Source organism: Prochlorococcus sp. MIT2302 (assembly GCF_059772385.1).
On record NZ_CM186285.1, the window covers coordinates 553,881 to 566,453 of the forward strand.

Here is a 12,573-nt window from a genome sequence, read left to right on the forward strand (position 1 = left end):
TTGGTTTACTGTTTTTATTGGAAGATGACATTCTCTGAAGCTTATTAAGCATTCCTGAAATTTTGAAGATTCCTAAGGGAAATAAAACAAAAATCGAAAAAGCTACGCCTAATTTATAGTCATCCATGGAGTAGAAATTCTAGTTAGCCATCATAAAAAATATAAAAGCAACACCAATAATTATTTTTGCAGCGATACCGAAAGTAATTATTTTCCCAAATCTAATTTTTAATTTATGTTTGGTGGTATTATTTTTGGCTGGATTAGTGGAATTTATTGTAGAAGTTCTTCCAAAAAGTGTTTGCATGATTATCGATAAAAATTATCTAAATAAACTAACAACTTTTTAACTTGGTTGAGATAAAGTAACTAGCATCGAACTTCTTTTATCTAATTTTGTAAAATAATTAGTCTTATTTCGTAGTATTTTTATTTGAACAGATCACTCTTTTTACAGGTTTGTAATTATTTGATTAGCTTAAAAAATGTCTTTAATTGTAAATTTAATCCATTTTAAAAAAGTAAATGGATTTAATAAGGATTTAATTTCTCTATTACCGGTTAAAACAAATTCTATTTTAAGAAAATCTTTAATACGTTTAACTAGTCCTGAAGAAACAATTTCATTAGAAAAATAATAATTTCTTGTACATTCAGAAAGTTCATTTTCAGTAACTTTTATTTCAATATTGGAACGCAGTTTTATAATCAGAAATTCACCTGAAAGTTCACTACTGTAATCAGTAAGTATACCCTCAGGCATAAATGCTATTTCTCTGTTTGACTCATCTTTTAAATTATATTTACTTTTAATAGTATCAATAATCACTGGAGAACCTAAGGGTATTTTCTGCTTTTTAGTCAATTTATTTTGAAATTCTTATTTAAAATATTAAAAAGAATACTTAGCTGTTGTAGAACTGTTAATTACAAGTGATCGTAGAAATAATCACCAAGCTCTTGAGTATAAGATCACTTTAATATGGTTCATTTAGGCAATAGAGGCAATGAAAATAAGAATTAATAAGTATATAAAACACAGGTATAGCTGGAGAAAGATTGCTGATATTTATGGTGTGAGTCCTACTACTATAAGGCGGTGGAGTATGACTTAGCTCCCCTCATATGAAAGACCATACTTCGTTGCATATCTATTAGCAAATCTCATGAATCTATTGAAATCTCTTTCTGTTCTCCAGCTGTAAATAGCCTCAATAGCTGTATATTTCCCATTTTTTCTCGATACAGCTATATGTATTTCTCTAGTAGTAATTTGTCCTTCCTCATCTAGTAAATACATTCCCTGTATTTCTTTGAAATCATCTGATAACAGTGCTTCTGGATTCTCAAATCTAAAATAAGCTTGACCTTCTTGCCCTGACTTGCTTTTGCTAAGTCTTATTTGAGGTACTACTTTTTCATCAATGCCATTAAAAAATTGTATTGCAATAGCCGCCATGTTCATCTTCTGCTAGTGATTTTTACTTTATTAACTATTTGCAATCAGGATTTTTAAAGCCTCATTTCATACTTCAATATGTAGTTGATATACACTTCGTCAGCACCTCAAAAGTTAGGCGGTGGTATATAGGTTAAGTCCTAACAAAGGGAAAATTCAGTAGTCATCTAATCCTTCTTCCCATACTTGATCATTGCGACAGGAAGTCCAACAGTAAACGCAACTCCGATAAAAAGAATCAAAATCCCTAATGGAGAAAAGATTTCAACACCAAGTCCATTTTTAGCAAAAAGCATTATTTAGAGACTCCTGCAGTAATTAGAAACATTACCTTCTTCATTACGAATAAACTTTTTTTGAATCTTTTCGCTAGCAAGGAATCCCCTATTTGAATCTTTAAGCGAATAATATTCAGCACATAAAAGTTTTGCTTTATTTACTTTGAATTGAGGAATTAATCCGACAACAATCGCAACCAAAGCTGCAGTTGAGGTTATGACGCAATACCTAATTATTTGAGGACCTTTATGTGGTGACATAAAAAAAGTAGCTAATTGATACCAAAATAAATCGACATCAACCGAGAATTTACAATGTGTTAATAGATAATAATGAAATTTGTATTTAACTCCTCTGTAAAATAGGGATCATTTTCCCCCCATCAAAATCATCATCATCATTATCATTTAAAAATCTCATTCCAAAATCCAATCCTAAAAATCCTAATAATGTAAAAAACAAGCTTTTCAAAAGTATTCCATGAGAAATATATGTCGCTAGTCCAATAATTATTCCAAAACAGATTATTAATATTTCCAAGCGCTTTTATTAAAAATAGGATGCTAACAAAGCGATTTTGTTTTTGTTGTCTCTTTTTTTTATATAAGTATTGATATTTAAGACATGAAAATAGTTCATTTAATCCTGGCTTTACCATTATTTATCAGGCGGTGGTCTATTACTTCTGAATGATTCCTTTTGCTTTAAGAATCGGCGTGTATGGGCAGTTATCTCTGCTAAGCAATTCAAGAGCTGATGCAATAGAGCTTCTTGATCCATCTCTTAAAACTTTTTCAAAATATTCACACATTTCAAAAAGTTCATTTTCTGAGGGAGCTTCTCTAGTCATCTATCTGAAATCCTCAGTGAACTCAATAAGGTCTCTGCTTATTCCAAGCTTCATCGCTTCTTCTTCCAAAGTTGAATGACTTTGTTCGATTTCTTTTCTATAATTCTCCACCTTTTTACTTTCGTTCCCTGAAGGAGGGATTCCATCAATGACATCAAATAAAATACTTTTTCTTAGTTGAAATTCCATAAAAAAGTAACCTCTTTTTTATTTATGCCTAATAATTCGTCTCCGGGAAATGATTTTTTAAACCATTCTTTGTATCAAATGGATAGTTATCTCGATTGTTGATGTACAGGGTTTTAGTCCTAAAGCTATTGGGAAGTTGTCTATGGCTTAATCCCGCAGCTCGTCCCGCCAAGACGTTTTATTTTTTTAATCTTTTAAATTTAAAGATGCCCATTATTCGTTCACCAAATGAACTCCAAAATATGACAACAAATGGGCTTAATGCTATTAGACCAGTGAGGAAACGAAAGCTTTCACCAATTCCAAATACTATTAAACAGAAGACTAAAGCCCCAACAATTAAGGCACTTCTTCTTTTCTTAAATAAGTCTCTAAATCTTTGCACTTGAGAAAAATCCATCTTTTTCTTGTTAGTGCCTTCAAGGTATGGCATTCCTTCTATGTAGGGCACCAAGATATTTAATAACCATTTCTTGGAAGCATTTAGGGGATTCATTTCAAAGCCAAAGCCCAATTTGGTGTTTTTGAATTTACGCCAAGCTTCTCCTTGACTTCACATGAGTTAATCTTGACGACTAATCCATCACAAGGAAGGTTCTCAAATAATTCACCAGCAAGCCATTCTTTGTGCCATCGCTTCACTTGCTTGGGATCAGCAGTTCGATTTGTAGGAGGAATTTCAAAGAACCAACTTTCAAGTCGTTTAATATCTTCGATTTCATCATTAGTTGATCCAAGAATTTCATAAGCAACAAAACTAAGTCCATGACCAATATGAACTTTCTTTCTTAGGTGTCCAGCAGCTAAAGCCTGAGATTTAGCTCCACTTAAACTTGGCCCGTAAAGTTCTCCTCTTATTTCAAGTGGATCTTCAGAAACGGCTTGTCCATCTTCTGGAAGTTCTAAGGGAAGATTGCAAATAGTTCTAGCTGCCTCAGTAACATCTTTTCCAGATCGAGTAAACGCAGCAACTAAAGTACCAGATTGGTATCGAAGACCTAAAGCACAACCATCAAATTTAGGTTGCACAATCATGGTTTCATTTCTGGCTTTCTCTGCCCACCATTCGCTAAAGCAATAATTATCTAAACTGAGCAACTTCATTTTCTGCTGGAAAGGTGAAGATTAGATATTTTTTTCTATTTTGAAGCCCAAGACTTGTTTTCCAATACTTCACGAAGCTGATTTCTCAACAATCTATCTGGCAAACCAGCAGCAGCGATCAGTCCAAGAATATTAAAGAGGACTCCACCAGCAAACCATCTCCAAGGGCTATAGCCTTTATTATTTGCCAACGATGCGCAAAGTAATCCACAGGGAAGTCCAAATACAAAAGTGAAAAGGAAAAGAGAACTAATTGAACTGTATGCACCATAAAAACTTGTCATGCCTAAACTCGAAACCAGTTAATTACTATCTTGCTCGAATTTGAGCTTAATGGAACTTTTTATGACTTAAAAAATCTAAAATAACCACAGGAAAAAGCCTGATTATATGAGACTAGGAAAAGAAAATTAACGTCTACGTCAACGTGTACATAAACATTCTATGGAGATAGATCTACCGACTCTTCTCATGGTGATTGTTTATGATGAAGAGACTCCACAAGAGCTATCAGCTTGGGATCTTCGCGTGAAAGTGGAGAGAAAGAGATGACCATAACTAAATTAAAAAAGAAAAGGAACGGGAGGTCCTCAATCAATGAGATTCCACTGCCTCCTCACGTACAACGAGCACTTGTAATTAGGAGCAATGTATCTAAATGGAAATTTGCTGCTGAATTCGATTAAATGGGTGATCGAACACTCACGAAATACTTACAAGATCATCCTGACGCGAATTAGTTCCTAGAACGCAAAACACTAGACGCATTGGATAAAAGCCATAGCAAACTCATTGCAGCTGCTCCTCTAGCCGCTCAAAGATTAATCGATGTTATTAATGATGAGAACAATATCCTGTCTTCTCTTCGCTAATTCAAAAAAGTTCATTAGGTTTGCACTTTTTTTGAAGACCTGTAGGGATGGAATTTCAATCTTTTCTCTTCGAAAACCTCACACATTTTTGGTTAACCCTCCTGCTTTTAATAAGGGAGTGGAAAAGCCCTACCTCAAGCGATCCATAAATTTAATAATTACTCTTTAAATTTACTTATATAAGTAGCGTTATACGAAAGCACCATTAATTAGAATAGGGGCTGTACTGCATATCAGTCCCTGTTCTCACAAGAGCGAGTAACGACTTTTAAAGTACTGTTACGAGTAAAGCTAAAATTTGAGGGTGAAAGTTTCGAGATTTTTTCTCTTTTCTCATAAAGAATTTTCTCCCATAGGGTTTTCTTTCTTGTATGACTTCAACAAATAAAGCAGCATTCGAAAAAAAGGCTTTTAAGTTCCTTCCTTTTCTAATTTTGTGAAAAATCACACTTGCTTGGTTTATTTCGCACATGGTGCAACTCTAACTTTTTTCAACCGAATGTTGCAGCTATGAATGATTTAATTGGAAATTTTATAATTACTGCTGACCCATGGCTTGGGCGTATTCAAAGCGAAATGGATGCAAGATATGTAGAACAGTCATCTTTGACTAATCTTTTTACTGAAAATAAATTTTGGGGTTGGGCTGGACTTCTTTTAATTTTCGTAGCGCTGGCAGCAATATTTTATTTTCAATTTCAAGCGTGGGAACAAGAAGATCAAGAACAAGAGAAACTTAATTCTAAACAAAAAAAGTTTGTGGATTTTCTTGAGAAGGCTTCTAATCAATCAAAGGATAAAAACTAAACAAAGACTAGCGCCTGAAAGTTGAAGCCTCAGACGAGAACCGCCTCATAATCTCGAAAAAAGGATTCATCATCAGATTGATTGAAGAACTCTTATTATTTTGTTTTTATCCAAATAATCGATGGGAGAAGCAAAGAGAAGAGAGAACTTGGATTACCACCAAAATCTTCAAAGCAGAAAAAAATAAATAGAGAAGAAAGGTTTTTCTCTTAGTCCCCTTTGCCAACTAAATATTAAATGAGCCGATATCCTTATGCTCCAATTGTGACTATGGCCCTAGGTTTGCTCTTTCAAATGTGGGGTTTCGAACTCAATAGTTAACTTGCCTAGTAAATAAGAACGTACTGACCTGAGGTAGATGTGGTCATTACATACATTGGCGAAGTCTATTAACAAGGATTGTTGAAAAGCCAATAAACAATCCAGCTGATGTAGCCAACCTTGCAATAGTTGTTGCTTCGTTGATTCCGTACATAATTTTTTAAGCGTTGGCGTTAGCTTTGCTTAGTCGTAGTTTTAAATAAAAATTGTTAAGTGGCTCTTTTATGGAAAGTATTTTTCCGTAGACCTCTTCGCAATGTTGGAGTAACGGCTTGAAAGGATTCATGTCCATTTTTTTAGTCCTAAACGATTACTGAATAAGAAAACCCCCGCGTTGGAGGGTTAACTAATGGTTTTGAATACAAAAAAAGTGCAGACCTAATAAACTTTTAATGAATTAGCGAAGAGGGGACTGGGATTTCGACGACCGTCCCCCGATCTAGCTTGATGATGTTCCGTATCACGCCATCAATATGCTTTCACCTTAGAAAGAATTTATTGAGTCCTGATGTTCGGTTGAGGTAGGGCTTTCCTATCTATTTTTCTTGCTGTAATCCCTTTTAGTTGAAACCTTATTACCACGCCAATCAGTTTCTCCTATGTAAGGGTCTTCACCTAAGAGATCATTTATCTCAGCTTCCGTTATTGGGTCAAGTAAAGGTACTTCAGCTATTTCCTCTTGAAGCATTGACTCAATATCTTCTGCTTGAACTGCAAAAGGACAGAAAAACAAAAGGAGAGCAAGAAAAACGATAAAAGTATTTTCACTTCTTTGACTCAGCTATTTATTCATTACAGACCCAAATTCCGTCTCATAGCCCTGTTTGCCAATATATGTATCATTTGTACATAGACAAATGGATGTCGTTCCCGCAACTGTATTCCTATAGATTCCCGGCTTCGACCATGGACTCTTCTTTAAAGGACACCCATAGGTATGCGTTCGAGCTTGCAAAGGCTGCTAGAGAAATGCCACTCCACAAGGCCGAAGAGCTTGAGCATATCAAGTCAATCAGATTTAGGAGTCAGCTAAAAGGTAGGGGACTATAACTTTTTATTCTTTCTGCGATTAGCTTTTCTAGTACCGCCATATCTATAGCCATCTGTCTTAGAGAAGTTTTGCCAACACTGTTTACAAGTAAAGAGCCAATTTTTGGATTGAGTATTGGTTACTCGATATTGAACTAAGCAATCTTTTTTACAAATATCGCAGAACATATTTTGTATTAGGCAGCGGTAGACACTTCAAAGTGTCGTGATGCTATTTTCTGCTTTCAAATTTCCCCTTCTTAGAACGATAGGTGATATGCAGAATATCCGTCTTTTAGTTTTGATAGAACCGCTTCGACTTTTGCGTTAGTTACATAAGGCGCAGTAACAGTGTCAACTTTTTCTACAGAGAAAGCTTTCTTAAAGTCAATAATGTAGTAAAGAGTAGGAGTGACCCCATTAGTGCCACCTGCCACGGATCCAATGCCTGAAGTGTTGAGGATTCCAGTTGGTTGAGAAGACGAACTGCTTCCATTTAATGCTGCCTCATCAATAGCGTTTGCAATGATCGAAACAAAGCCAGACCTAATAACCTGCTCGATTTCTGGCATGAATTTTAACCTCATTAAACGAGAAAATTTTGTAAAAGCGCCAACAGTTTTACGTGACATAGTTACCTGCCCAATCGTGCCAGTGGTTTAAGAGATACCACCACAGTTATCTGCTCCAAACCATGTAACGGAATTGTCACCAGTACGTTTTGGAATTGCGACATCTTCAACTAATCCAGGGGCATTGCTGCACCTAGTCCACCAACAGCAGTGTTAAATAATATTTTCGGACAGAGGAAAAGTAAGTTCTAAAACAGTTAGGAGTGGAGTTTAATAACTCATTAACTGCTTAATTTGCCAGAAGCGTGAAGTTCAGCTAATTCTGAGTAACCACCGATAAATTCTTCATCTATAAAAATCTGAGGAAAGCTCGAATAATTACTTCTTTTATGAAGGGACTTAAAATCATCATCATTTTCGATCACTTTTATTTTATGTGGTATTTGTAATGTTCTCAGCATCCGAACAGCTCTCGAGGACCATGGACAATTCGGAAGTATAAATATTTCGACTGTTTGTTTGTTAGTATTTAATTCTTTTTTATTTGTGGTCTCATCAAGAAATCCTATTAATAAGTCAGCGCCTTTAAGTATTACCGTTCCCTCCTCTAGGTGACCGGCCCATACTTTACATTCTCCATCTGAAAGACTTATATGAAGATGACATTTATTTGGAGATATTGTTCCATTTAAAGCTATTATTTCTAGATGACTCTCAACAATAGTGGTTTCTCTTTTCCCTGGACATTGAAATTTAGCTATAGATAAATCACCTACTACACTCAAAATATATCCAAATTTATTCTCTTTTATCGCCAGATTTTGAAGACTATTAAGAAGATCACTTCCAGATTCAAGTTGTAATGTCTTTGGATAAATCAAATTTCAAGAATAATCCCAAAAAAATACTATCCTCTTCTTTGGACGTTTTTTAATTTATGGAGTTTTTGTAAAAATATGATTGAATCGAAAAGAGTTTCAAAAAATCTTTTAGCTGATCTAGTTCAACTTACCTTATTGCTGTAAACAAAGTTACGCTGAAATTTATGAAATTGGACCAACCACTGCTAGGCGGTGGTCAATATCTTAAAAATTAGAGTTTCAACAAGTAGGAAATAAACCAAGCAGCAAAAATAACTTTTCCTAAAACGAGATATGGTACAAACTTAAACGCCTTCTTTTCGAATGCTGCTTTGTCAAATACTGGTTTATCAGTTGAAGTCATGAGAAAGTAGCAACTGAATTTCTAGCGGGGTTAAATCAGTATTTTCTATTCCCCAAAGCTCACCTCTGTCTGAAGCTTCAAGAATGGATTCGTAAAAATCAGGTGAAAAATTTCTAGGCATTGTGCTAATTAAACGACTACGGAAGTAGCAACATCAAAAGAACCTGATGCAAGGATTAACGCAGAGATGTAAAAAAAAGCAAGGAACTTAACTGCTGATGAATTATTGACTGAAGTCATGGAAAGTAGAGATTAAAAATTAAGAGTGAAATTCAGACTTGGATCACTTTTTAATAATAAAAAGTATCCAGTTACTAATGACGTTCGGTTGGGGTAGGGCTAACCGTGGAATAAATTTTTCTTATGTATCAAGCATCTCTTTGTGAAGAGGTTTAACTTCAGGCTGTGGTCTATGACTTAAAGGACTAGGCAAAAGAAAACCTCCTTTTTAGGGGAGGCTCTGCTTCTTAACCTGAGCTAGCAGTTGCTAGCAGAATTAAGCCTTAACTTGATGTGATTATTTTAACCTTTCCTTCCAGGATTTTGCGAGAAAGGGAACTGCTGATCTTTACACACTTAGAAATGTAAAATAAGTAGCTACATGAAGGGTTGCCAACGAGCGACTAACGGTTCTAGAACATGCTTCAAGAATCATCCATACAGTTCATCCTATAAAACATGTTGAGAAGTAGGAACCTAAGGCTTGATTTGTTCTGGATGATCCCAGAGCAAATGCAACTAATCTGTTCTGGGTAATCGGTATTTCAGCAATACTCCATTATTTTGGATCGATTTTGATGAATCTGAACGTAACGATTAGAAAATTGAGAGATGCAGGAAAGAATTGGGTTTGGGTGCTTGTACCGCTTTGGAATCTTTATTTGTGCACCAAACCAACAAAGCAACTAGTTACTACAAATTTTTCTGATTAAGTCCGTTAAATCCAGTTAAATCCCCTTATCTCATCTAGCTTTTGGGTTCAACAAAAAATTGGCATTAAAAAAATCAATTACTAATAGAATCACATTAGAGAGTCTTTATGTGGTTGGGAAATTTTATGTTTTTTCAATTGGTGCCATTGTTAATCCTTTGCTAACCAATTGCTGGTGATATAGCTCTGCCTGTTCAAGCGGGCCTCTCCATACCTCTGCCGAACCTTCCCTATCTACCTCGACGGCAAGTTCCCATGATCTTTTTTCACTCATTCCTGGGATGATTGTCACAAGACAATTAGCCACATGTTCAAATGAATTAAAATTGTCATCTAGAACTATTATCCTTGCTTCTGGATATTTTCTTTTTGTTGTCTTTGGATCTAAGACTGTAAGAGTTGAATCAGTAATTTGATCCATAAAATGGGGGCCAATGTCCCCAAGATAAATCGACTGTCAACCTAGTAAGTGTTTAAGTCGAATTCTGATTCAGTAGCTTTGACTGGAATTGGATTATCTGTTAAGACTCTTTCCTTGAGGAAGCTTGGAAAATAACACCAGAACCACCTATCGATAAGCAGAGAACATGATTGCGTGATATTCAGTAAACATTTCAATAACTCGGACTTATAAAAACCTAGTAGGTTGAAATGTGGCAATGTTGTAGTACAAAGCGAATGTTTCTGGAGTGTTTCTCGGACTACTACAAGGAGAATGCTAATGAATTAGTAACGAGCGTAAATATCAAATAGAATCCCGCCAATCAATTCACCTAGACCGAACAATGACTTATTCAATGATTTACTTGGATTAGAAGAAGTAATTACATACATTGGCGAAGTCTATTAACAAGGATTGTTGAAAAGCCAATAAACAATCCAGCAGGTATAGCCAAACTAGCAATGATTGTTGCTTCGTTAATTCCGTACATGGTTAGACGTAGAAAATTCCTGGTGTAGATGAAACTTGATAAATTGCAGGGATGCCTAACAAGCAAACCAATGCGCAAAGTGAAGTTGCAAAGAATTTCATAATTAGGACTAGGAGAACGTTGAAGAAATTTGGATGAAACGAGTGTTGAACATTTCATTCACCGACGGTTTAAGTGTAAAAAGTAGTCTTTGTGTAATGATGTTCGGCTGGGGTAGTGCTTTCCTACTCCCATCCATTAAAAAGAAGGATTAGACAAAGTTATGAGAAAGGAGGCTTTATGAAACTCTTTACTCCTTCACCATTCCCAAAAAAGACAACTGCGATCTCGGCAGGATTTAGAAGAAAAAAAAAAAAGTTGAGAATCTACGTTTTAGATCAACTATTTAAATTCCACCTCAAGAGCACTTAAAAACATCTCTTCCGTAATGACAGAGAAGAGGCCTTTTTATTAGATTTTAAGAATCAGAATTACACAATTCCTGGGATGATCCAGCCTGTTATTCCGTAGTTAATGACTGCTGCAAAGAAGCCCATCATTGCTAGACGACCATTCATTTGCTCTGCTGTTTTCCAATAATTAGTTGCTTTGTTCATTACACGAATCCTGGAATAATTTGACCGGTTGTTGCATATGCACCGACTAGAGCAATGCATCCAAACAATGCTGCATAGCCGTTAAGTCTTTCAGCAGTTACCTTTTCAGGATCAATGTTTCTGCTGTTGTTGTTGTTTTGAGTAGTCATTAAACGACACCTGGAATAAGTTGACCGGTTGTTAGGTAGATACCTGTTAGAAGAACGAATGCCATCATGGCTGGTCTTCCGATGCTTCTTTCTAGGATTGTTTTGTTAGATGGTTGCATTGTTATTGGTAGTTATTGATTTAGAAAATTCCAGGAATGATTTGGCCTGTTGTTGCGTATGCGCCGAATGCTGCTACGAAGCCAAGCATCGCTGCCCAACCGTTAAACTTTTCTGCTTCTGGAGTCATTACTAGAATTGCGTTAATGTGACAAACATAAAGTACTATTTTGTTGATCAAAGATACGGTCGGGTACGGCTTCTTCTAATAATCAAAAGAAATAAATCTCAAACACCAACCACGGCAAATAATTAGAGAGATATTTATCCAATGATTAGATCTATTGATAATTCACATAAGAATAACTAGCCCGAACTGGTTAGCCCTACTTAAACCGAACTGTTATTTTAGACAACTTCCTTTTATTATTATTAGAGGTTAGAGCGAGTAACTGGGTTAAAGGCTGTGTTGCGTTCACCAAGCTCAAGCTAGATCAGGGGACAGTTGGTGAAATCCTGTCGTCTCTTCGCAAAACTTCCTCACTAAGTTTCAGTTAACCCTCCACAGCGAGGGTTTTCTTTTACCTACTTAAAAGCAATCCTCTTCCCAAGGTAGAAAGAAAGCACTACCTCAACCAAACTGCCAGATAAAATATTTTTTCTTAGATTTTCAATACGTTAGTAGTAAGTGAGTTTTCTACTAATCAGAATCGGGGAGCTGTAATGCATAGCAGTTCCCTTTCTCACAATATCGATCCCTTCAGCAATTGAGTTAACTCCCTTTTTTGGTCATTGGGGGGGTTTCTTTTGTTTAAATATCTATCACTGAGGGGACTACTCCCTTCCACTCCTCTATATGACAACGTATCTTCTTTTACTAGGGAAACTTTTATAACCCGTTAGGTTTGTCCAACTTTTCACAAAGCAAATGAATTCATCTCTTACCAGAGGAGGCGGAGCCATAAAGTTAAACAGAGCCTCAAAACTCGCTCTCACTTTGACTTCTTCTACCTTCTTCCTATATGGATTAGGCCAAGCAACAATCTTCAAGAATTTCCTTTCAAGTGCCATGTCTGGAGCCTGCCCATTCTCTGGTTAATTAACCAAATAAAATTAGTTAACCCTCCTTAAAAAGAGCGGTTTTCTTTTGCCTTTTTATCTTCTTAATTGAATAGTTTGTTCATTTGGAGAATTAGCCAAGT

General features: G+C 35.7%; 27 protein-coding genes. 5 read left to right on the plus strand and 22 right to left on the minus strand.

Annotated elements, in window-relative coordinates; all coding sequences use genetic code 11:
* Window positions 1-478: 478 nt before the first annotated feature.
* Window positions 479-865 (minus strand): hypothetical protein, encoded by a 387-nt coding sequence (locus AC6EI2_RS03440; RefSeq protein WP_498463013.1) that lies wholly within the window; start codon window positions 863-865, stop codon window positions 479-481.
* 142 nt (window positions 866-1,007) lie between these two features.
* Between AC6EI2_RS03440 and AC6EI2_RS03445 the strand changes: the two genes are divergently transcribed.
* A complete protein-coding gene (locus tag AC6EI2_RS03445; RefSeq protein ID WP_498463014.1) occupies window positions 1,008-1,115 on the plus strand; it encodes a helix-turn-helix domain-containing protein in 108 nt (35 codons plus the stop codon).
* Here the strand turns inward: AC6EI2_RS03445 and psb28 are convergent.
* From psb28 to AC6EI2_RS03490, 9 genes are all read right to left on the minus strand, one after another.
* The gene (psb28, locus tag AC6EI2_RS03450) at window positions 1,112-1,459 is read right to left on the minus strand and encodes a photosystem II reaction center protein Psb28 (RefSeq protein WP_498463015.1); all 348 of its coding nucleotides are present in this window, start codon (window positions 1,457-1,459) and stop codon (window positions 1,112-1,114) included. The two genes, AC6EI2_RS03445 and psb28, sit on opposite strands and share 4 nt — an antisense overlap.
* 167 nt (window positions 1,460-1,626) lie before the next feature.
* Window positions 1,627-1,755 carry a hypothetical protein gene (locus AC6EI2_RS03455; RefSeq protein ID WP_498463016.1) on the minus strand — a complete coding sequence of 43 codons (129 nt, stop codon included), beginning with the start codon at window positions 1,753-1,755 and terminating at the stop codon, window positions 1,627-1,629.
* A 3-nt stretch (window positions 1,756-1,758) separates the two neighbouring features.
* Window positions 1,759-1,998 (minus strand): hypothetical protein, encoded by a 240-nt coding sequence (locus tag AC6EI2_RS03460; protein WP_498463017.1) that lies wholly within the window; start codon window positions 1,996-1,998, stop codon window positions 1,759-1,761.
* Window positions 1,999-2,083: 85 nt separating this feature from the next.
* On the minus strand, window positions 2,084-2,278 hold the full coding sequence (locus AC6EI2_RS03465) for a hypothetical protein (RefSeq protein WP_498463018.1): 195 nt from the start codon (window positions 2,276-2,278) through the stop codon (window positions 2,084-2,086).
* 139 nt (window positions 2,279-2,417) lie between these two features.
* Window positions 2,418-2,588 (minus strand): hypothetical protein, encoded by a 171-nt coding sequence (locus AC6EI2_RS03470; protein ID WP_498463019.1) that lies wholly within the window; start codon window positions 2,586-2,588, stop codon window positions 2,418-2,420.
* Window positions 2,589-2,777 (minus strand): hypothetical protein, encoded by a 189-nt coding sequence (locus tag AC6EI2_RS03475; RefSeq protein WP_498463020.1) that lies wholly within the window; start codon window positions 2,775-2,777, stop codon window positions 2,589-2,591.
* A gap of 178 nt (window positions 2,778-2,955) precedes the next feature.
* On the minus strand, window positions 2,956-3,273 hold the full coding sequence (locus AC6EI2_RS03480) for a hypothetical protein (RefSeq protein WP_498463021.1): 318 nt from the start codon (window positions 3,271-3,273) through the stop codon (window positions 2,956-2,958).
* A complete protein-coding gene (locus tag AC6EI2_RS03485; protein ID WP_498463022.1) occupies window positions 3,270-3,881 on the minus strand; it encodes an NAD-dependent DNA ligase in 612 nt (203 codons plus the stop codon). Before AC6EI2_RS03485 ends, AC6EI2_RS03480 begins: the two co-directional genes overlap by 4 nt.
* 35 nt (window positions 3,882-3,916) lie before the next feature.
* Window positions 3,917-4,165, minus strand: coding sequence for a hypothetical protein (locus tag AC6EI2_RS03490; RefSeq protein ID WP_498463023.1), 249 nt, complete (start codon window positions 4,163-4,165; stop codon window positions 3,917-3,919).
* A gap of 264 nt (window positions 4,166-4,429) precedes the next feature.
* On the opposite strand from AC6EI2_RS03490, the gene AC6EI2_RS03495 reads away from it, so the two are divergent.
* Window positions 4,430-4,567: a hypothetical protein gene (locus AC6EI2_RS03495; protein WP_498463024.1), complete on the plus strand. Its 138-nt coding sequence runs from the start codon at window positions 4,430-4,432 to the stop codon at window positions 4,565-4,567.
* A gap of 454 nt (window positions 4,568-5,021) precedes the next feature.
* On the opposite strand, the gene AC6EI2_RS03500 is transcribed toward AC6EI2_RS03495, so the two are convergent.
* Window positions 5,022-5,225, minus strand: coding sequence for a hypothetical protein (locus AC6EI2_RS03500; protein ID WP_498463025.1), 204 nt, complete (start codon window positions 5,223-5,225; stop codon window positions 5,022-5,024).
* A 38-nt stretch (window positions 5,226-5,263) separates the two neighbouring features.
* Here AC6EI2_RS03500 and AC6EI2_RS03505 point away from each other — a divergent pair, with 38 nt between their 5' ends.
* Window positions 5,264-5,560 carry a hypothetical protein gene (locus AC6EI2_RS03505; protein ID WP_498463026.1) on the plus strand — a complete coding sequence of 99 codons (297 nt, stop codon included), beginning with the start codon at window positions 5,264-5,266 and terminating at the stop codon, window positions 5,558-5,560.
* Between the two features lie 853 nt (window positions 5,561-6,413).
* On the opposite strand, the gene AC6EI2_RS03510 is transcribed toward AC6EI2_RS03505, so the two are convergent.
* A complete protein-coding gene (locus AC6EI2_RS03510; RefSeq protein ID WP_498463027.1) occupies window positions 6,414-6,614 on the minus strand; it encodes a hypothetical protein in 201 nt (66 codons plus the stop codon).
* Window positions 6,615-6,787: 173 nt separating this feature from the next.
* Here AC6EI2_RS03510 and AC6EI2_RS03515 point away from each other — a divergent pair, with 173 nt between their 5' ends.
* A complete protein-coding gene (locus tag AC6EI2_RS03515; protein WP_498463028.1) occupies window positions 6,788-6,931 on the plus strand; it encodes a hypothetical protein in 144 nt (47 codons plus the stop codon).
* Here AC6EI2_RS03515 and AC6EI2_RS03520 read toward each other — a convergent pair.
* From AC6EI2_RS03520 to AC6EI2_RS03565, 10 genes are all read right to left on the minus strand, one after another.
* Window positions 6,926-7,099, minus strand: coding sequence for a DUF8622 domain-containing protein (locus tag AC6EI2_RS03520; RefSeq protein ID WP_498463029.1), 174 nt, complete (start codon window positions 7,097-7,099; stop codon window positions 6,926-6,928). The two genes, AC6EI2_RS03515 and AC6EI2_RS03520, sit on opposite strands and share 6 nt — an antisense overlap.
* A gap of 71 nt (window positions 7,100-7,170) precedes the next feature.
* Window positions 7,171-7,542: a phage major capsid protein gene (locus AC6EI2_RS03525; protein WP_498463030.1), complete on the minus strand. Its 372-nt coding sequence runs from the start codon at window positions 7,540-7,542 to the stop codon at window positions 7,171-7,173.
* Window positions 7,543-7,763: 221 nt separating this feature from the next.
* Window positions 7,764-8,363, minus strand: a complete 600-nt coding sequence (locus AC6EI2_RS03530; RefSeq protein ID WP_498463031.1) for a PCC domain-containing protein — start codon at window positions 8,361-8,363, stop codon at window positions 7,764-7,766.
* A gap of 329 nt (window positions 8,364-8,692) precedes the next feature.
* Window positions 8,693-8,827 (minus strand): hypothetical protein, encoded by a 135-nt coding sequence (locus AC6EI2_RS03535; protein WP_498463032.1) that lies wholly within the window; start codon window positions 8,825-8,827, stop codon window positions 8,693-8,695.
* Window positions 8,828-9,761: 934 nt separating this feature from the next.
* A complete protein-coding gene (gene clpS, locus AC6EI2_RS03540; protein WP_498463033.1) occupies window positions 9,762-10,058 on the minus strand; it encodes an ATP-dependent Clp protease adapter ClpS in 297 nt (98 codons plus the stop codon).
* A gap of 403 nt (window positions 10,059-10,461) precedes the next feature.
* Window positions 10,462-10,728, minus strand: coding sequence for a hypothetical protein (locus AC6EI2_RS03545; protein ID WP_498463034.1), 267 nt, complete (start codon window positions 10,726-10,728; stop codon window positions 10,462-10,464).
* 311 nt (window positions 10,729-11,039) lie between these two features.
* The gene (locus tag AC6EI2_RS03550) at window positions 11,040-11,165 is read right to left on the minus strand and encodes a high light inducible protein (RefSeq protein ID WP_498462225.1); all 126 of its coding nucleotides are present in this window, start codon (window positions 11,163-11,165) and stop codon (window positions 11,040-11,042) included.
* Complete coding sequence (locus AC6EI2_RS03555; protein WP_011823187.1) at window positions 11,165-11,314, minus strand: high light inducible protein; 150 nt, start codon at window positions 11,312-11,314, stop codon at window positions 11,165-11,167. The genes AC6EI2_RS03550 and AC6EI2_RS03555 overlap by 1 nt, the downstream gene beginning before the upstream one ends.
* Window positions 11,314-11,433: a high light inducible protein gene (locus AC6EI2_RS03560; protein ID WP_011294968.1), complete on the minus strand. Its 120-nt coding sequence runs from the start codon at window positions 11,431-11,433 to the stop codon at window positions 11,314-11,316. Before AC6EI2_RS03560 ends, AC6EI2_RS03555 begins: the two co-directional genes overlap by 1 nt.
* A gap of 20 nt (window positions 11,434-11,453) precedes the next feature.
* Window positions 11,454-11,561 carry a high light inducible protein gene (locus AC6EI2_RS03565; protein ID WP_011125327.1) on the minus strand — a complete coding sequence of 36 codons (108 nt, stop codon included), beginning with the start codon at window positions 11,559-11,561 and terminating at the stop codon, window positions 11,454-11,456.
* 738 nt (window positions 11,562-12,299) lie between these two features.
* Between AC6EI2_RS03565 and AC6EI2_RS03570 the strand changes: the two genes are divergently transcribed.
* Window positions 12,300-12,470, plus strand: a complete 171-nt coding sequence (locus AC6EI2_RS03570) for a hypothetical protein (protein WP_498463035.1) — start codon at window positions 12,300-12,302, stop codon at window positions 12,468-12,470.
* The last annotated feature ends 103 nt before the right edge of the window (window positions 12,471-12,573 follow it).